17 protein-coding genes are annotated in these 19536 nt (G+C 56.1%); 15 read left to right on the forward strand and 2 right to left on the reverse strand.

The genetic code is table 11. The features are described 5' to 3' along the window. Positions 1–3 precede the first annotated feature (3 nt). From ruvC to AC5Q5A_RS17545, 14 genes are all read left to right on the forward strand, one after another. Entirely contained in the window at positions 4–579 is a 576-nt protein-coding gene (ruvC, locus tag AC5Q5A_RS17480) for a crossover junction endodeoxyribonuclease RuvC (RefSeq protein ID WP_051007649.1), read from the forward strand. After that, a complete protein-coding gene (ruvA, locus tag AC5Q5A_RS17485; RefSeq protein WP_493896049.1) occupies positions 576–1271 on the forward strand; it encodes a Holliday junction branch migration protein RuvA in 696 nt (231 codons plus the stop codon). The genes ruvC and ruvA overlap by 4 nt, the downstream gene beginning before the upstream one ends. Further along, positions 1268–2329: a Holliday junction branch migration DNA helicase RuvB gene (gene ruvB / locus AC5Q5A_RS17490; RefSeq protein WP_493896050.1), complete on the forward strand. Its 1062-nt coding sequence runs from the start codon at positions 1268–1270 to the stop codon at positions 2327–2329. Before ruvA ends, ruvB begins: the two co-directional genes overlap by 4 nt. Then, positions 2329–2790, forward strand: a complete 462-nt coding sequence (locus AC5Q5A_RS17495) for a YbgC/FadM family acyl-CoA thioesterase (protein ID WP_493896051.1) — start codon at positions 2329–2331, stop codon at positions 2788–2790. The genes ruvB and AC5Q5A_RS17495 overlap by 1 nt, the downstream gene beginning before the upstream one ends. Before the next feature lie 7 nt (positions 2791–2797). Then, positions 2798–3529 (forward strand): protein TolQ, encoded by a 732-nt coding sequence (tolQ, locus tag AC5Q5A_RS17500; protein ID WP_008891378.1) that lies wholly within the window; start codon positions 2798–2800, stop codon positions 3527–3529. 2 nt (positions 3530–3531) lie between these two features. Continuing rightward, positions 3532–3984, forward strand: coding sequence for a protein TolR (gene tolR / locus AC5Q5A_RS17505; protein ID WP_040824151.1), 453 nt, complete (start codon positions 3532–3534; stop codon positions 3982–3984). Between the two features lie 7 nt (positions 3985–3991). Next, the gene (locus tag AC5Q5A_RS17510; RefSeq protein ID WP_064780635.1) at positions 3992–4936 is read left to right on the forward strand and encodes a hypothetical protein; all 945 of its coding nucleotides are present in this window, start codon (positions 3992–3994) and stop codon (positions 4934–4936) included. Positions 4937–4977: 41 nt separating this feature from the next. Then, complete coding sequence (gene tolB, locus AC5Q5A_RS17515) at positions 4978–6348, forward strand: Tol-Pal system beta propeller repeat protein TolB (RefSeq protein WP_063087186.1); 1371 nt, start codon at positions 4978–4980, stop codon at positions 6346–6348. Positions 6349–6477: 129 nt separating this feature from the next. Then, positions 6478–6972, forward strand: a complete 495-nt coding sequence (gene pal / locus AC5Q5A_RS17520) for a peptidoglycan-associated lipoprotein Pal (protein WP_493896052.1) — start codon at positions 6478–6480, stop codon at positions 6970–6972. 153 nt (positions 6973–7125) lie between these two features. Next, positions 7126–8178, forward strand: coding sequence for a tol-pal system protein YbgF (gene ybgF / locus AC5Q5A_RS17525; RefSeq protein ID WP_493896053.1), 1053 nt, complete (start codon positions 7126–7128; stop codon positions 8176–8178). Positions 8179–8282: 104 nt separating this feature from the next. Next, positions 8283–9653, forward strand: coding sequence for a tRNA lysidine(34) synthetase TilS (tilS, locus tag AC5Q5A_RS17530; RefSeq protein ID WP_493896054.1), 1371 nt, complete (start codon positions 8283–8285; stop codon positions 9651–9653). 85 nt (positions 9654–9738) lie between these two features. Next, on the forward strand, positions 9739–11682 hold the full coding sequence (gene ftsH / locus AC5Q5A_RS17535) for an ATP-dependent zinc metalloprotease FtsH (protein ID WP_064790171.1): 1944 nt from the start codon (positions 9739–9741) through the stop codon (positions 11680–11682). A 13-nt stretch (positions 11683–11695) separates the two neighbouring features. Beyond that, positions 11696–12811 carry a dihydropteroate synthase gene (gene folP / locus AC5Q5A_RS17540; protein ID WP_493896055.1) on the forward strand — a complete coding sequence of 372 codons (1116 nt, stop codon included), beginning with the start codon at positions 11696–11698 and terminating at the stop codon, positions 12809–12811. Between the two features lie 325 nt (positions 12812–13136). Then, positions 13137–13862, forward strand: a complete 726-nt coding sequence (locus AC5Q5A_RS17545) for a response regulator transcription factor (protein ID WP_231959806.1) — start codon at positions 13137–13139, stop codon at positions 13860–13862. Between the two features lie 35 nt (positions 13863–13897). Here the strand turns inward: AC5Q5A_RS17545 and AC5Q5A_RS17550 are convergent, their stop codons facing one another. Next, entirely contained in the window at positions 13898–15895 is a 1998-nt protein-coding gene (locus AC5Q5A_RS17550) for a sensor histidine kinase (protein WP_493896056.1), read from the reverse strand. Continuing rightward, positions 15892–17913, reverse strand: coding sequence for a sensor histidine kinase (locus AC5Q5A_RS17555; protein ID WP_493896115.1), 2022 nt, complete (start codon positions 17911–17913; stop codon positions 15892–15894). The genes AC5Q5A_RS17550 and AC5Q5A_RS17555 overlap by 4 nt, the downstream gene beginning before the upstream one ends. Positions 17914–18178: 265 nt before the next feature. Between AC5Q5A_RS17555 and glmM the strand changes: the two genes are divergently transcribed. Beyond that, complete coding sequence (glmM, locus tag AC5Q5A_RS17560; RefSeq protein ID WP_063087195.1) at positions 18179–19528, forward strand: phosphoglucosamine mutase; 1350 nt, start codon at positions 18179–18181, stop codon at positions 19526–19528. Positions 19529–19536 lie beyond the last annotated feature (8 nt).

Raw genomic sequence — 19536 nt, forward strand, 5'->3', positions numbered from 1 at the left:
TGAATGGCGGGTGTTTTGTATCTGGAACCCGCTTTTTTGGGGGATGTAGTGGTCAGAGTGCTCGGGATTGATCCCGGTCTGCAACGAACCGGTTGGGGCGTCATTGACCTCGATAACAATCGTATGCGCCATGTTGCCAATGGCGTGGTGACGTCCACCCAGTCATTGACCCTTGCCGAACGCCTTGATCAACTGCACACCGGCCTGATCGAAGTGATCCGGATCTGGACACCTGACGAGGCCGCGGTTGAAGAGACGTTCGTCAATAAAAACCCGGTTTCGACCCTGAAACTGGGGCAGGCGCGTGGTGTTGCACTGCTTGCGCCTGCGCGCAGTGGCATTCCGGTAACGGAATATACACCCAATGCCGTCAAAAAGACTGTGGTTGGTGCCGGTCATGCTGCCAAACAGCAGGTCGAAATGATGGTTTCAACCCTGCTGCCGGGATGTGACATTGCCGGGCCGGACGCCGCTGACGCCCTTGCGGTTGCCATATGCCACGCGCAACATGCCGGGAACCGGTCGCTTGCCAATTCGATGGCAGCACACCCAACACGAAACGGGAGAAAATACAGGTGATCGCCAAACTGCGCGGAATTGTGGATTTCATCGGCGAAGACAGCGTCATTATCGATGTCAACGGTGTGGGCTATCTGGTTTTTGCCTCGCGCCGCACGCTTTCGATGCTGCCGCCCAAGGGCGGCGATGCCGGCCTGATGATCGAAACCCACGTTCGCGAAGATCACATTCATCTCTATGGCTTTGCCGATAACGCCGAAAAGCAGTGGTTTGCCTTGCTCACCACCGTTCAGGGTGTCGGCGCAAAAGTCGCGCTGGCGTTGTTGTCAGTTCTGACGCCCACCGATCTTTTGCGCGCACTGGCCGCCCAGGATACCACAGCCCTTTGCCGCGCACCGGGAATCGGCCCCAAGGTCGCAACCCGTATTGTTGGCGAACTGAAAGACAAGGCCGCAAAACTGAACCTTGGCCCGGTTGCGGCCCCGGCGGCCCCCGCCGTCGAAGACGCAAAACCAGCCGCAAAATCCAAGAAATCAGCCACGGCCACCAAAGATGTGAGCATCGACACAGCGCCAGCCGAACCGGTTGTGGATGATAGCGTCGTTTTGGCAGACGCGGTATCGGCACTGGTCAATCTTGGTTATGGCCGGTCCGAGGCATTTGGTGCGGTGGGCAAGGCCGCCCAGCAGGCAGGCGATGACAAGTCGATCGATACCCTGATCCGTCTGGGACTAAAGGAGCTTAGCGCGTGAGCGAAGAAGAAGACCGTCTGCTCAGTGGTGAGCGCCGAGAAGAAGATCATCAGGATGGATCGCTGCGTCCCCGTCGGCTTGACGATTTTACCGGCCAGAAAGAAGTCCGTGAAAACCTTGATGTCTTCATCAAGGCCGCCAGTGCGCGCGAAGAAGCCATGGACCATGTCCTGTTCTTTGGTCCGCCGGGGCTTGGCAAAACCACGCTTTCGCAAATTGTTGCCAGTGAACTTGGTGTTGGCTTTCGCGCAACATCCGGCCCGGTGATTGCCAAGGCGGGTGACCTTGCAGCCCTTCTGACCAACCTTCAGCCGCGCGATGTTTTGTTCATTGATGAAATTCATCGTCTGAACCCGGCGGTGGAGGAAATCCTTTATCCAGCAATGGAAGACTTCCAGCTTGACCTGATCATCGGCGAAGGTCCTGCTGCGCGCTCTGTGCGGATTGATTTGCCGCCCTTTACCCTGGTCGGTGCCACCACGCGTTCGGGTCTTCTGACCACGCCGCTTAGGGATCGTTTCGGTATTCCGCTGCGCCTTCGGTTCTACGAGCCCGAAGAACTGGTCAGCATCGTTGCCCGTGGTGCAAGACTCTTGAATTTCGACATGACCGAAGAAGGCGCGATGGAAATCGCCCGTCGGTCACGCGGCACCCCGCGTATTGCCGGTCGTTTGTTGCGTCGCGTACGTGATTTCGCGGCCGTGGCGGAAAAATCGCCGGTCGATAAATTCATTGCCGATGCGGCCCTGACCCGGCTTGAGGTCGATAACCTTGGTCTTGATAGCCAGGACAGACGATACCTTAATTGTATCGCCAGCAACTATGGCGGTGGTCCGGTCGGGGTCGATACCTTGGCCGCCGCCCTGTCCGAAGAGCGCGATACCATCGAAGACGTGATCGAGCCTTATCTGCTGCAACAGGGCCTGATCCAGCGTACCCCGCGCGGGCGCATGCTGGGCGTTAAGGGCTTCAAGCATCTTGGTCTGACCCCGCCGCGTCAAGCGGGCGGGATGCCGCTTTCCGATCTGTTTGACGGGCAGGCGGGGAAAGAATCCTGATGGCCCAACAAGATCACGACGCCATTCTTGGCCGCTTCGAAGGCAAGCGGCATATCTATCCGCTGATTGTCTATTACGAGAACACAGATGCCGGTGGCGTCGTCTATCACGCCGACTATTTAGCGTTCGCCGAACGGGCACGTTCAGCGATGCTTAACCTGTTGGGCTTTACCAATCGAAATATTGCAGAACGCCACAAAGTTGCCATAGCCGTTCGACAGTGTACGCTCGACTTTCGACGTCCTGCACTTTTGGAAGACCGTATTTCGGTCGAAAGCCGGGTGATCAAGGTCGGGGGCGCATCGCTTGGTTTTGAACAAAAGATTATGCGGGGCGACGACGAACTGGTGGTGATCGAGATTTATCTCGCCTGCATGTCGTTGGAAGAACTTCGGGCACAACGTCTGCCCGACGAACTAAGAACAGTATTTAATAGTTGTCTTGATGTGACAAAGGACTGACGGGAATATGGAAAATCAAGTGGTCGACGCGGTAACGCTGGGGCAGTCGGTCATGGCACATGATATGTCTCTTTGGGGACTTTTCATGCAGGCTGGGCTGGTCGTCAAAACAGTGATGATCGGTCTTTTGCTGGCTTCTGTCTGGGTTTGGGCGATTGTCTTCGAGAAAATCCTGCGGCTGCGCAAATTGCGCGCCCAGGCTAACACCTTCGAAGAAGCCTTCTGGTCGGGGGGATCACTTGAAGATCTGTATGACCGTATCGCCGACAAGCCGCGCGATCCGATGTCAGCCATCTTTGTTTCGGCCATGCGTGAATGGCGCCGTTCGAACGCAAAGGGTGTCCATGGTGACACCATGCGTGCCCGCCTTCAGCAGCGCCTTGAAAAATCCATGGAAATTACCCTTGGTCGTGAAATGGACCGGGTGGAACGGTATATGACCTTCCTGGCGTCTGTTGGCTCGACCGCACCGTTTGTTGGTCTGTTCGGCACGGTCTGGGGCATCATGGTTTCGTTCCAGTCGATCGCGGCATCAAAGAACACCTCGCTTGCGGTTGTCGCACCGGGTATTGCCGAGGCTCTTTTTGCAACGGCCATGGGCCTTGTTGCTGCGATCCCGGCTGTGGTTGCCTATAACAAGATTTCCAGCGACCTGAACCGTTACAGCAACCGCCTCGAAGCTTTCGTGGACGAGTTCTCCTCGATCCTTTCGCGCCAACTTGACGACACGAGAGACTGATTATGGGCGCACAGCTTGCCAAATCAGGCGGAGGACGCCGTCGCGGGCGCCGGAGTAACCGGCGGGCAGCGATGAGTGACATCAACGTCACCCCGATGGTCGACGTCATGCTGGTGTTGCTGGTGATCTTCATGGTCGCAGCCCCGCTGATGACAGTCGGGGTCGAGGTTGATCTGCCGGAAACCAGTGCCGCACCGATGACCGGTCAGGATGAGCCGCTGGTGGTGTCGGTCTCTGCCGAAGGCACGATCTACATCATGGATAGCGAAATCGCGCAGGACACCCTGACCGAAAAGCTTGCCGCCATTACCGACAACAAGGCCGATACCCGCATCTTTGTCCGCGGGGACAAGACAATTGATTATGGCCGTGTGATGGAAGTCATGGGCCTGATCAAGGATGCCGGTTTCACCAAAGTCGCCCTGATCGCCGAATTGCCGGCAAAGGGTTCGTAAACGAATCATGCTGCGTTACGCTCTCATATCGCTTGGTCTGCACGCTGTCCTGTTTCTGGTGGCGTGGCTTGGGCTGCCCGATCTGTTTGATGAGACACCGTTGGAATTGCAGTCCATTTCGGTTGAAGTCGTGACAGTGGACGAATTTTCCGCAGCCCCCACCAAGGCTTTGCCAAAACCGGAACCCAAAGAGGAACCGAAACCAAAGCCGACCCCGAAGCCGGAACCCAAGCCCGAGCCGAAGCCTGAGCCGAAACCGGAACCAAAGCCAGAACCCAAGCCCGAGCCGAAGCCTGAGCCGAAGCCGGAACCAAAACCGGAGCCCAAGCCAGAGCCAAAACCGACACCAAAGCCGGAACCGGTTCCGACGCCAGACGTTAAAAAAGAGCCGGAGCCAAAACCGGAGCCGACTGAGCTTGCTGCTGTAAAGCCGGAATCCAAGCCGACGCCGCCGAAACCGGAACCGGTCAAAAAGCCGGAGCCAAAAAAGGAAGAGCCGAAAAAACGCGATCTCATGAGCGTTCTTAAGGATGTCAGCAAGCTCAAGGAAACGGCAGAAGCCACACCGGAGCAGCAGCCAGACGAAACGCCGGAAGAAAATGCCAGCGAGGTTGTCGCGACCAGGCTTGATGCCAATCTGACCATGAGCGAGCTTGATGCCGTAAAACGTCAGATCGAAAAATGCTGGAGCCCCCCGGCAGGGGCCAAGGAAGCGGGCAACTTTGCGGTTGAAATTCATGTCAGCGCAAACCCGGACGGAACCGTCCGTTTGGCGCGGATTAGCAATCTGAACGAAATCCAGGGCGACACTTCCCGCCGTACGATTGCAGAAAGTGCGCTTCGAGCAGTGCTAAATCCGCAATGCAGTCCTCTAAAACTGCCGCTGGATAAATACGAAATGTGGCGCACATTCACGTTCAATTTTGACATGCGTGAAATGCTGGGCCTTTAACGACCAAGTTCTTGAACACGCGTGGAAAATAGCGAGGCAGGATGACGATCAAGACCAACGCAATAAAACGATTTTGGGCTAAAGGCAGTGTCGCGGCACTGTGCGCCCTTGCCGTTGTCGCTGGCCTGAATGTCGGGTTCATGTCGCCGGCAAAGGCGGAACTCCGGATTGATATCACCCGGGGCGAACTGAAACCGATGCCAATTGCCGTCACCCGCTTCCCGGGCGAAGGCGTTGCCGAAACCGAGATCGGTCAGAACATGACCCAGGTGATTGCCGCAGATCTCGAACGTTCGGGCCTGTTTGCTCCGATTGATGAAAAGGCATTCATTCAGAGTGCTGCATCATTGGCGGTGAACCCGAACTTTGCCGAATGGCGGGCCATCAATGCGCAGGCCCTGGTGAACGGTCGTGTTGTGACCGAACCAAATGGTCTTCTGCGTGTTGAATTCCGCCTGTGGGATGTTTTGGCAGAAACCCAGATGTCTGGCGTTGCGTATCGTACGCAGCCAAACAACTGGCGTCGGATTGCCCACAAGATTGCGGACGAGATTTACAAACGTATCACCGGTGAAACCGGCTATTTCGATACGCGCGTTGTCTACGTCTCGGAATCCGGTCCGGCCGATAACCGGACCAAACGACTGGCCATCATGGATCAGGATGGTGCAAACCACCGGTTCCTGTCTGATGGACGGTTCCTCGTGCTGAACCCGCGCTTCTCGCCGACGGCACAGGAAGTGGTTTATATGTCGTACTTTAACGACAAGCCGCGCGTTTATGTTTTGGATATTGATACCGGCGAGTTGGAATTGCTGGGTGATTTTCCGGGGATGACCTTTGCGCCCCGATTCGCGCCAGACGGGAACTCGGTTGTGATGTCACAAGCGCTTGACGGGAACAGTGAAATTTATGGACTGGACCTGCGCACGCGTGAAAAGCGTCAATTGACGCGCCATCCGGCCGTGGATACCTCGCCTTCCTATTCTCCGGACGGGTCTCGCATTGCGTTCAACTCCGACCGCAGTGGGGCACAACAACTTTATGTGATGAATGCCGATGGTGGGGGCGTACAGCGCATCAGCTTCGGTGGTGGACGCTATGCCACCCCGGTCTGGTCGCCGCGCGGAGACCTGATCGCATTCACCAAATCCGAAGGAGGTCGTTATTATATCGGCGTCATGCGGCCAGACGGCAGTGGAGAAAGGCTGCTGGCCGAGGGTTACCTCGTTGAGGGACCAACATGGGCACCGAACGGTCGAGTTTTGATGTACTACCGCCAGCACCCGTCCAGGGACGGGACCAAGGATCGCTATCGTTTGTATTCGATTGATCTTACCGGTTATAACGAGCGAGAGATCGTTACACCGGCGGATGGGTCGGATCCTGCATGGTCGCCCTTGATTCCCTGATATCTCAAGAGTATAGTCATCGCGAAGCACTGAATGCGATTCGCTTTAATCGCGGGCATTTTCGGTGTCGCGAGACATGGAAAACACCAACCTCGGGCGAATGCGTCCGGTGTTAAGGGGAAAACTTAAATGAAACTTCGTATTCTGAGCGTTTTTGCTGCTGCCGCTCTTCTGGCCGCTTGTGAAACTGCACCTGATAGCACGGCAACCACTGGTGGCGACGGTGCAAGCACTTCTTCTAGCGCGTCGTCTTCGACCTCTTTGGCTGAAAGCAGCCCTGAGTGGTTCGCTGTCAACGTTGGTGACCGCGTCTTCTTTGGTTTCGACAAATACGATCTTGCTGGCGAAGCACGTCGTACCCTCGAACTGCAGGCCGCTTGGCTGAAGAAATACCCGCAGTACAAAGTTGTTGTTGAAGGTCATGCCGACGAGCGCGGCACCCGTGAATACAACCTTGCACTCGGCGAACGCCGTGCGAACTCGGTTAAAGATTACCTGATTGCTCTGGGCATCGACCCGTCGCGCATCGAGACCATTTCTTATGGTAAAGAGCGCCCGGTTGCTCTTGGCCATGACGAAGAAAGCTGGGCTAAAAACCGCCGCTCTGTATCGGTTATCCGTTAAGCGCGTGCAGGTGAAAGCCTGACTTGAAGATCAAGGCGCCTGTCCCGTTTGGGGCAGGCGCCTTATTTTTGCCGCCTGAAAATGTTTGAAAGTCACGACAGGTATTTCCATAGTGAACCTTCAAAGACTGAATTGACGAAAAAGGACCCGAAAATGATCCGCGTTCGATCCGCCATTTCGCCAAAGAACCGCAACATCCTGATGGCCCTTGCCGTCGGAGCTGTGTTTGGCATGACATCACTCGGGTCCCAACCGGTTCACGCGCAAGACGCCAACATGTCGCGTCAGGTAGAACAATTGCGCAAGGACCTCGATCTTTTGCAGCGTTATGTCTATCGCGAAGGCACCGGTGATGCCGCACAGGCCGCTGTCTCGTCTGGTGATGGCGGTGGGGCTGCAACCCCGGCTGCCGCACGCCAACAGGTCCAGATCAGCGCACTGGAACGCACAACCACCCAACTGACCGGTCAGCTTGAAGAATTCGACTATCGCATTCGCAAGATGGAAGACCGCCTGGAACGTCTGGTGGCCGATATTGATTTCCGTCTCAACCAGCTTGAAAGTGGCGGCGTTGCGACCAGTGGCACAAATGCCGGTGGGGCAAATGCACCGCTTGCTGCGGGAACGGCCACGCAGGGCACCAATAACTCTGCCGCCAACAGCGCACCGGGGGCTGCCGGTTCGGGCGAGCCCCTTAATGAACGCGGCACCCAGCTGTTTGGCGTGATTGAAAACGAAGGCCAGCCGCCGCAAATTCCAAGCGGGGCTGCTGCCTCCAACGCATCCGCACCAACCCAGAGTGCTGCGGCAACCACCGGCACGCCTGAAGAACAGTATCGCGAAGCCTTTGGCCTTCTGCGCAAACAGGATTTCCAGGCAGCCGAACAGGCGCTGGGCAATTTCGTCAGCAACCATCCCAACGATCCGCTGGCGGGCAATGCGCAATACTGGCTGGGTGAAACCTATTACGTGCGTGGCCAGTATGAAAATGCTGCCATCGCCTTTACCGAAGGTTTCCAGACCTACCCCGACAGCACCAAGGCACCAGACAACCTTTTGAAGCTCGGCATGTCGCTGGCCAATCTTGGCAAGAACGAAGATGCCTGCACGGCCTTTGGCCACCTGATCGACAATTTCCCGAACGCCTCGAACGTCGTTCTGGATCGGGCCCGTCAGGAACGCCAGAACCGTGGATGTCCGCAGTAAACCCTGCGTATGGCAGACCGATGATCGGCAACCTTACGACATCAGAAAATCAAAACACGGCGTCCGGTGGAACTCCACTGGACGCCGTTGTCTTTGATAGACTGATGATGGCGTTTACCCCGTTTGAAACCGCCCCTGAAATCCTTGTTGGTGTTTCGGGCGGGGCTGACAGCATGGCGCTTGCACTGCTGGCCCATGACTGGTGTCAGGCACAAGGCGGACGCGTGGTTGCCGTTACGGTTGACCATGGTCTCCGCAAGGCCGCCTCTGACGAGGCCCGCTGGGTTGCTACCGAACTTGCCCGCCATAACATCGAACACATCACCAAACACTGGCAGGGGGAAAAGCCAAAAGGTGCCGTGCAGGAAAAGGCGCGCCAGGCCCGCTATCAGATTTTTGATGACCTGATGCGTGATACCGGCATTTTCCATCTGTTGGTTGCCCATCACGCAGGCGATCAACGCGAAACCATTGCCATGCGCCGCGATCGCGGCACGACCCCGATTGGGCAGGCCGGAATGTCTGCGCGCCGCTACCTGCGACATGGCCGGGTGCTGCGTCTGCTTTTGGGTGTTGCCAAGACTGACTTGGTGGCGACCCTGACGGCACGCGGGCAGGCGTGGATCGAAGATCCTTCCAACATCGACGAAAAGTTCGAGCGCGTGCGCGTGCGCAAGGCGTTTGCAGCGGGGGCATCACGCCCGCCCGATATAACCGGCGACGCATCGGCGCGCCGCGCCCTTGAAACGGGCATTGGCCGATTGTTGGCCGGGGCGGTGACCCTGCATGCGAATGGGGTTGCGATCCTTAATCCGGATGTGCTGCTTGACCCGGAGGCTGATCGCAACGCCGCGATCCATGCACTGGGGCAGGTGGTGCGTACGGTGGGGGGTGCCGGATATATGCCTGCGCTGGATAAACTGCGCGGTGCGCTGGATCGCCTTGGTGCGGATAAAACAGCCCGCATCAGTCTGGGCAGCTGCGTCTTGCACGGTCGGAAAGGCGGGATTTGCGTTTATCGCGAATTTGGCCGAATGGCGCAGGATCCGATTTCGTTGGATGCCGAATCACTCACACGATCTTTGGTTGTGCGGTTTGATAATCGCTTTGAATGGCAGGCAGATGAGGCTGATCTGTCGGGGCAAATTGGACGTTGGATCGCCCCGCTTGGCCTTTGTGATGTGTTTCACACGAAGTCTTTTCGCGCCGCATTCGGCGAAATTGCACCATTTATTGGTAATTTACCGCGCGCGGCCCTTGCATCCATGCCTGCACTCTACGATAAAGAAGGCTTGTTATCTGTTGGCGGGCTTGAGGTTTCGGAGCTTTCCGACGTACTATCCGCCGCCGGTTGCGGACGGCCTCTGGGCAGGGGCCTGATCGCGTCTGGTGGCAGTTGGCAGTTTGCGCCGCAAGTACCTTTGTGGGAAAGTGGTTTCAAATCGTCACCGAAACCCGACAACCTACTTGCGTAAGCGGGGCTTATGACTATTTGATTGTCAGACCCTGCGCAGGAAGTTTTGCGTCACGGCACACACAAATTGCGACCAGTAGCTTGGAATGAATATGGGAAAAAATCTCGCACTGTGGGTTATTATCGCCATCCTTTTGGTGGCGCTGTTTAACCTGTTTCAGTCGCCCTCCGGACGGTCCGGTCAGTCGTCGCTGGCATTTTCGGACTTCCTGGCCGAAGTGGATTCAGGTCAGATTTCCGAAGTCACCATCCAGGGCAACAACCTGACTGCAGAAACGCGCGACGGTCGCTCTGTTAATGTTTACACCCCGGATTATCCGAACCTCGTTGAAAAGCTGAACGACAAGGGCGTGCGCATCATCGCACAGCCTGAAGAAAGCCTGTCTCCTTTGATGAGCGCTTTGATCAGCTGGTTCCCGATGCTTCTGATCATCGGTGTCTGGATCTTCTTCATGCGCCAGATGCAGGGCGGCGGCGGTAAGGCCATGGGCTTTGGCAAGTCCAAGGCCAAAATGCTGACCGAGAAGTCCGGCCGCGTGACCTTCGAAGATGTCGCAGGTATTGAAGAAGCCAAAGGCGAACTTGAAGAGGTCGTCGACTTCCTGCGCGATCCGCAGAAGTTCCAGCGCCTTGGCGGTAAAATCCCCAAAGGCATGCTGCTTGTCGGTCCTCCGGGTACCGGTAAAACGCTGCTGGCGCGTGCGATTGCCGGCGAAGCAAATGTACCGTTCTTCACCATCTCAGGTTCTGACTTCGTTGAAATGTTCGTTGGTGTCGGTGCATCGCGTGTGCGTGACATGTTCGAACAGGGCAAAAAGAACGCACCTTGCATCATCTTCATCGATGAAATCGACGCTGTGGGCCGCCATCGTGGTGCCGGTCTTGGCGGCGGTAACGATGAACGCGAACAGACGCTCAACCAGCTCCTCGTTGAGATGGATGGTTTCGAAGCCAACGAAGGCGTGATCCTGGTGGCTGCAACCAACCGTCCGGACGTTCTGGATCCGGCATTGCTGCGTCCGGGTCGTTTCGACCGTCAGGTCGTCGTACCGAACCCGGATCTGGAAGGCCGTGAACGCATTCTTGGTGTTCATGCGCGTAAAGTTCCGCTGGGCCCGGATGTCGATCTGCGCACGGTTGCACGTGGTACCCCGGGCTTCTCGGGTGCGGATTTGGCAAACCTTGTCAACGAGGCAGCTTTGCTGGCCGCCCGTCTTGGCAAGCGTGTTGTCACGATGGCTGATTTTGAAAACGCCAAGGACAAGGTCATGATGGGGGCTGAACGTCGCTCCATGATCATGACCGATGACGAGAAGAAGCTGACCGCCTATCACGAAGGTGGCCACGCACTGGTCGCACTCCATACGCCTGCGTCTGATCCGATCCACAAGGCCACCATCATTCCGCGCGGTCGCGCGCTGGGTATGGTGATGCGTCTGCCGGAACGTGATCAGGTGTCCAAATCCTACGAACAGCTGATTTCCGACCTTGCGGTTGCCATGGGTGGCCGCGTTGCCGAGGAAATCATCTTTGGCAAGGACAAGGTCACCACGGGGGCATCTTCGGACATCAACATGGTGACGCAATATGCGCGCAAGATGGTGACCGAGTGGGGCTTCTCCGACAAGCTTGGTAACGTCAAATACGTTGATAACCAGGAAGAAGTGTTCCTTGGTCACAGCGTTGCCCAGCACAAAAACGTTTCGGAAAAAACTGCGCAACTCATTGACGAAGAAGTCCGTCGTTATTCCGACGAGGCTTATGAATTCGCCAAGCGCGTTCTGACCGAACATCTTGATGACCTGCACAAGCTTGCAAAAGGTCTTCTGGAATATGAAACCCTGTCGGGCAAGGAAATCGACGCGCTGCTGCGTGGCGAGGAAATCAACCGTCCGGGCCATACTTCGGGTGGCGGCAAGGATGCAGGTGGCGGACGTCGCTCTACGGTGCCAAGCACCGGCGGTGCCCGCAAGGATAACCCTGGTGACGGCGGCGGGGACCTTTCCCCGGAACCGCAACCGGGAAGCTAACAGAAAGAGACTGATGGACGAGATCAAACGATCGGTCCTGCGAAGCCCCGCCGATGTGCGGGGCTTTGCCGATTTTGAAGGACCGCTTTACTACGCACCGACCGGTTTCATCGACCATGCCGATGATCCCAATACCTTGCCACTCGCCGGATCACGCCGGGGGTTCTCGGCACTTGAAATCATCCGCCGCCGCGAAGGTGGTGGGGCTGAAAGCATGATCCTGCCGCTCCTCGCCCTTGAAGGCTGGGTTCAGAACAGTGGCCGGGTTGATGAAATCAATGCCGTTCTGGACCGCCTGATGGCCAAACGCCAGGATTATGCCGGGCTTGATATGGCATCCTGCCATGTGATGGGCATCATCAATGTCACACCCGACAGCTTTTCCGATGGCGGCGATTACAACACCACCGAACAGTCTGTGGCGCGCGCCATGGCGATGATAGAGCAGGGCGCATCGATCATTGATGTCGGCGGCGAATCAACCCGTCCAGGGGCTGATACCGTGTCCGAGGACGAGGAAATCAATCGTGTGGTCCCGGTGATCCGCGAACTGGCATCCAAGGGGCACATCGTTTCGATTGATACCCGCCACGCTGGCGTGATGGAAGCCGCGATTGAGGCCGGGGCTGCCATCATTAATGACGTTACCGGTCTTGAGGGCGATGAACGCTCGATGGAGGTTGCGGCTGCATCTGGCAAACCGCTGATGCTGATGCATATGCAGGGCGAACCGGGCACCATGCAGGCCGACCCGCAATATGATTGTGCGGTGCTTGATATCTATGACTATCTGCTCGATCGCATCGAAAGCTGCGAGCGGGCTGGTATTTCACGCGATCGCATCTGCATTGATCCGGGCATCGGCTTTGGCAAGACGCTGTCGCACAATCTTGAACTGCTGTCGCGTCTGGCCATTTTCCATGGTCTGGGCTGCCCGATCCTGCTGGGGACCTCGCGCAAGTCATTCATCGGCAAGATTGATCCCAAGGCCGATCCCAAGCAGCGTCTGGGTGGTTCAATCACGTCTGCGGTCAATGGATGGCGTCACGGGGTTCAGATGATCCGCGTACATGATGTGCCTGAAACGGTGCAGGCGATTTCTGTGGCCAGTTCCACATCTATTGTCTGAAGATGTATTTTATGCACTCTCTGCACGTATAACTTGTCATTTTATCGACATCGTTTAAAACATGGCTCGCAATCGCAAGGAGGCTTGGCTTCTGATCGGTTGCGAGCTTTTTTGCGGCAAGTTCGATTCTGGCATTTTCTGACCATTTACGGTTGATACTTGCAGAATCGGTTCTTTGACCACATACCAATACGTATCAAACAAAAGTGACACCAAAGTCACAGTTGATGGTTGGACAACAAGCGAACGCGAAGGTCTTTAGATGAACGAGATAGGCGGTCTGACGCAGCCGTTCCCTGCTGATGTCAGGTCTGGCTGGAATGCTATGACGCACTGTGTATATGTCGTGGAAGATAACACCGATCTGAACAAGGATCTTTGTGAGTATCTTGAGATGTGCGGTTTCGATGTCGTCGGTTGTGAAACCGGTGCTGCATTTTACCGCGCTCTTGCTGCGCGCAAACCCGATGCGGTCATTCTTGATATTATGCTGCCCGACGCGGATGGCTATGAGCTGGCCCAGCATGTCCGCAAAACCGTTGATTGCGGCATCATGATGCTGACCTCGCTTTCGGGAATGGACAATCATCTGACAGGCTACAAATCCGGTGCCGATGTCTATCTGACAAAAGACAGCCCGCTATCGGTGATCGAGGCCGCCCTTAAACCGCTTCTGCGCCGCGCGTCACGTTCAGATAACGAAGCGGCGGCTGAAACGGCAATTCCCGAGGATAGCTGGGTTCTCGATATGCTTAACTGGACCCTGCGCAATCCCCAAGGCAATGAAGCCAAACTGACAGCGACCGAACGTACCATCGTCAAGATCCTGATTGATGCCAATGGGGCATGGCTGACACGTCCTGAAATCGTCGAGGCGCTCGGCAAGGCCGACACGGCGGAAAACTGCCGCAATCTGGATACGGCAATCCGGCGCGTGCGTCAGAAAATCATCAAGGAAATCGGCGAAGAACTCCCTGTGCGAACGGCGTATGGTCGTGGCTATGCCTTTACGTCACCCGCCGCCATTGCCGGCGAGGCCGAGGCTTCCTGATCCGTCTGTTTCCCACCCGAATAAACAGCGGCCAGCTACTCGCACGGTAAAAGCAGGCAAAGCTCGATGCTGCGTGCGCCTTTCTGGCGCAGGGTGATCGATCCCCCATGGGCAACGACAATACGTTGCGAAATATGCAGCCCGAGTGCGCGCTGCAATGACTGGCTTTCCATGTCGCGCCGGAACAGCGCATCGGAAATCATGGCGATCTCGTCTTCATCCAGTTCTTCACCGCGGCAGGGGATGCTGATTTCAACCCGCATCTCGGAATGTCGGTGAGTACTGATGTGGATCGGTGCTCCGTGCGCAAAGCGCCGTGACGTTTCAACCAGGTTCGTGATCGCAAGTCCCATCAGGGTTTCGTCGATAAAGACCTCGATACCCGTGGTCCGGCTCAATACCGCCTGAACTTCGGCACCTTCGCGTGTGGTCTGGGCGACAAATTCCTGAAGGAACCGGTTGATCGGAACTGTCTTGCGCGCAAGTGACAGTTCCTGGGTATCGATACCATCCTTGGTCAGGAAAATATCGACAAGACGCGCCAGTTTCTGGGCTTGAAGCTGAATGCGTTGCAAACGTTCAAGAACGTCATCCTTATGGTTTGTCAGACGCAGCATCAGCATTTCCGATGATCTCTGTATCACCGCAAGCGGCGTTCGGAATTCATGCGACAGCATCGAAATCAGCTTGCGCTGTTCCTCGACCAGCGAGGTGGTTTCTTCTGCCTTACGCACGACTGTGACACGTTCCTTGTCCATGCGCGACAACCGCATCGTCATGATGATGCCCATCCCGACAAGGTGGAACATCAAGGTGTAGCTGTGCAGTTCCAGACGCAATCTGGTCGCATCGATCACCCCAGAAAGGGCAAGCTGGATCATGATCGCCGCCCCGGTCGGGACGGCCAAAACCACAAGGAACGCCCAGTAACGCGGGTTGTGGATGTCTTCAAACGCCCGTTTGATCAGGATTGCGCACATCGTGGCCATAAAGACCGAATGGCTTGGCACGATATAGGTGCCAAAGACGGTGTACAGATCGGTCGTGGCCCCGGCCGCAAAGGCAAGAATGAAAAACCCGTACGCGCAACATATCTTGTAGGCCAAAGGATGCTTCTTTTTGGCATCGATGATGTAGAGCCACAGGAACACCGTCACGCCATAGGTAATGATGTTGGCTGTTCCCAACAAAAAATCATTCACCCACGGTATTTCCGGTCGTAGCTCGCTTAAGACCACGCCATTGACGACGGCCGCTGTGACACCGATTGCCAGGACCCAGATGCTGTACAGAACGACAATCCGATCCCGCGCAATCAGACCAAGCGCCAGATAAGCCAACCCCAATGCCAGAATGAAGCCAAAGAAAACATTCGAAGCCAGATAACGGAAAGACAGCGAGGACACCAGGTCGGTTGCTGGCCAAAGTGTCATCCAGATCAGATTGGCGCTATTGCTTTGCGACCGGACATAAAGGCGATAATCGCCCGGCTGCATCAAGGGCAGGGCTGCAATATGTGCTCGTCCGCCATATTGGCGGGCGCTGGCCGGGACATGATCGCCAAGACGGGTGTGCCAGACTGCATCACCCAGTCCATCGGGCACCAGAAACACATCAATGAAATTCAGATAGTTCGGCCCGACTTCAAGCAGGGCGCGTTTCGTCATGTCATTGCTGATGGTGAGATCAAGCTGATGCCAGATCACATCGCGGGTATACCCAAAGGACGGTATGGCAGATGACTGCTGAAAGGCCGCATCTGGCAGGGCCTGGATCTCTTCAAAGCCAAGCTTGCGTGTGGTGTCGGCAAAGGACGCAACAAACCGGGTGATCTCAATCGGTTCCGTGACATTGCCTGGCAGAACCAGATGTTCCTCATCACCGTCCGGCGTCACCGAAGACTGCGCGTTTGCACCGTGCCATGGCATCAAAACCACGGTTGTGATTATGAGCAGCACCAATGCCGCCGCCAAAGCCACGGCGGACAGGGAATGTGTCTTTGGCAGAGTGAACAGCCGCGATCTGATCGTCATGGCCGCTCCCCGTCATGGGACGTCTCGGTATAACCAAGCGGGAAGCCTGCCCTGTTTTCGTTGTTCCTCAGTACCGTCATGTCGCGGTCATAGGGCAGTTTGATCAGGATTGTTGTTCCGCCTTCTTCGCCAACACTAACCGACAGGGATCCGTCATGGGCCTCGATGATGCGTTTGGTCAGATGCAATCCAAGCCCAACACCCTGGATTTTGACCGAATCCCGTCCGCGGTAAAAGGCATTCAAAACATTCTGCAGATCGTCGGCAGCGATGCCCGGGCCCTCGTCGACAACCCGGATATAGACATAACCATTGGCCGCCCGTTCGGCTGAAATCCAGACGGCAGCCCCCGGCGCATATTTTCGCGCATTCTCGATCAGGTTGATCAGTGCACGTTCCATCAGGATCCGGTCAATCTCGACGATCACCACCTCGCTTTGGATCAGGCTGATATTCTGGCCGGGGACCTCGCGTTGGCGCTGTGTAATCAAATCGCGCAGAAACGCATCGATGGCAACCGCTTCGCGCGTGGTGGTGAATGTCGCGCTATCAAGGGTCTCCTTGGTCAGGAACGCATCAACAAGGCCCGAAAGCTGCCGGGCATTGGACTGGATCGTCGACAGCCGGTTCAAAACGCTTTCAGGCTCTTTTTGCAAATGTAAGCCAAGGATTTCAGCAGACCGCTGAATGATCGCAAGCGGTGTGCGGAATTCATGTGACAGCATGGTGATAAAGGTGCGCTGTTCACTGGCAAGCTGGTCGGCCCGCTGGCCGGAGGCAAGGGCATCAACACGCCGGTTGATCACGCCATAGGTGCGATAGGCCATCGCGATGGCCACCAGCACAAGCTGAATAAACGAACTGAGGGCAAAGATGCTCGTGGTAAATCCGTTGACCGGCAACCACCCGATCAGCAACAGCAAATGCGCCATTGCCCCGATGGTCGGAACACCAAGCGCGACCATCAAATAACTCATCTGGAATGTGTGTTTCTGGCGATATCCGCGATACATCAGATTGATCAGCAAAACCGCAAGCAGGAATATCTGAGGCCCGAAAAACACTTTGGCATACAGGATATACCAGTCCGATGTGGCGGTCAGAAAACCTGCCATCGCCAGAACCGAATACCCGACCATGACCCGAAACAGCGGCCGGTTCTCGCGATCAAGACGGGTCATATAGCTCCACATCATGATGCTTGTGCCAAGGGCAAACGCCGTTCCGGTTCCCGTCACGAAGTCGGAGGCCAGCGACCAGAACGGTTTGAAAATCAGTTGTGCGTAACCCGTCACCCCGAACGAAATTAGAAACAGCGAAAAGATATAACCCGAATACCAGAGAACAGAACGATCCCCCGACATCACGCCGAACGCGAAATAAATCCCGAATGCAAGCAGCAGAACACCAAGGGTTGCCCCCTTGATAAAACTGTTGCTGCCCGATTTGGTGATAAGCGCCGTATCAGGCAGGAGTTCGGCCTCAAAGACATGCGCGCTGTTGGTATGGACCGCGATAACCAGCCAATATTCGCCAAGTGACAGTTTCGGCCATTCGGCAACATGCGAAAGATTTTGCAAGCCACCCTTGGCTCTTGGAATTCGGTCGCCGAGATGTTCCTGCCAGATGATCTGGCGCGCGTCATTTGACAGGATGCTGATCTCGATATCATTCAGATACACATGTCCGATATCGATAAAGGCGCTTCTTCCCGTTCGTCCGGGTTGATCAACGATTTTGACCGGCGCGCGATACCAGATGGTGCGATCCGTATAGCCCGGACCGCGTGCCTCAAGGACAGAGGCGAACTCAGATTCGGCAATCGACGGGATTTTAAAGGCGCTTTCCACTTTGCGGTCTGTCACCAGACGCGTCAGATAGCGGTTCAGATTGATAACTTCCGCAGGTCCGCTGGGGGGCAGGACGAGTGTTTTGGCAACCTCATGCGCAGCGATTTTGGGTCCGTAAACGGCAAAAATGCCGGACGCGGTCACAATCAACATCGCAAAAAGAAACATATTCAAGCGGATGCTGCGCAAAATTCCCCCGGTTTCAGCCCCTTAGCCCCTTCATCTTGTGATAGCGGTTTTTTTACCGAAGGTCATCGCTTTTATCCGAATATCGCCGTGTTTGCCTGTTAACGGATTGATTGCCAGTTTGGCACTAGAATAGGCGCTGAAATATGCCGATTGCCGGTGGCATTGCGCCACCACTTTGATATAACCGGCAGTCAGAATGAATTGACCGGGCATAATGCCCGCAAAGCAAGCAGAGACACAGAATATGAGCCGCAAGTATTTTGGCACCGATGGCATTCGCGGAACTGCCAATACAGCGCCGATGACCGCAGAAGTCGCCCTGAAAGTCGGGATGGCTGCCGGCCATTATTTCACCCGTGGTGATCACCGCCACAAGGTCGTGATTGGCAAGGATACCCGACTGTCGGGCTATATGCTTGAACCGGCCCTTGTTGCCGGTTTTACCTCGATGGGGATGGATGTCATGCTGGTCGGCCCGATGCCGACCCCGGCGGTGGCCATGCTGACCAAATCGATGCGTGCTGATATCGGTGTGATGATCTCGGCCTCCCACAACCCGTTCCAGGATAACGGCATCAAGCTGTTTGGTCCGGATGGCTTCAAGCTGTCGGACGAGGTTGAACTTGAAATCGAAGCCCTGATGGAAAGCGACCTTTCGGGCAAACTGGTACCTGCCAATGCGCTGGGCCGTGCCAAACGCATCGATGATGCGCCGGGCCGTTATATCGAGGCCGTCAAATCATCCCTGCCGGGCACGGTCACGCTTGAAGGTCTGCGCATCGTGCTTGATTGCGCCCATGGTGCCGGATACTCCGTCGCGCCCAAGGTTCTGCGTGAACTGGGGGCCGACGTGATTGAAATCGGCACCAGCCCGAATGGTCTGAACATCAATGATCAGTGTGGTTCGACCTACACCAAAACCATGTGTGACCGGGTTCTGGCCGAAAAGGCCGATGTCGGGATTGCCCTAGATGGCGATGCCGACCGTGTCCAGATGTGTGATGAAAAGGGACATCTGATCGACGGTGACCAGTTGATGGGCCTTGTCGTAACCCACTGGAAACGCACCGGTCAGCTGCGCGGCAACGCGCTGGTCGCGACCGTGATGTCGAACCTTGGTCTTGAACGCTACCTTGAAAGCAACGATGTCCGTCTGATCCGCACCAAGGTTGGTGATCGCTACGTTGTCGAACAGATGCGTGCCCTTGATTGCAATGTCGGTGGCGAACAGTCCGGCCATATCGTTCTGTCGGACTTCGCATCGACCGGCGATGGCCTGTTGGCAGCCCTTCAGGTGCTGGCGGTTCTTGCCAGCCGCGAAGGCCCGGTTTCCGAACTCAGCCGTGTGTTCGAACCGTTGCCGCAGATCCTTAAAAACGTGCGCTACAGTGCCGGTTCTGATCCGTTGGCACAAAGCAGTGTCATCGAAGCCATTTCGTTGGCCGAACGGGCCTTTAACGGCGATGGTCGTATCCTGATCCGTAAATCTGGCACCGAACCGCTGATCCGTGTCATGGCCGAAGGCGATGACGCGATTAAGGTCGAACAGATCGTTGATGGCATCGTTGCCGAAATCACCGCCGTTGCCGGTTAACCGGTCAT

The sequence above is a fragment of the Thalassospira sp. CA1 genome, assembly GCF_059052855.1.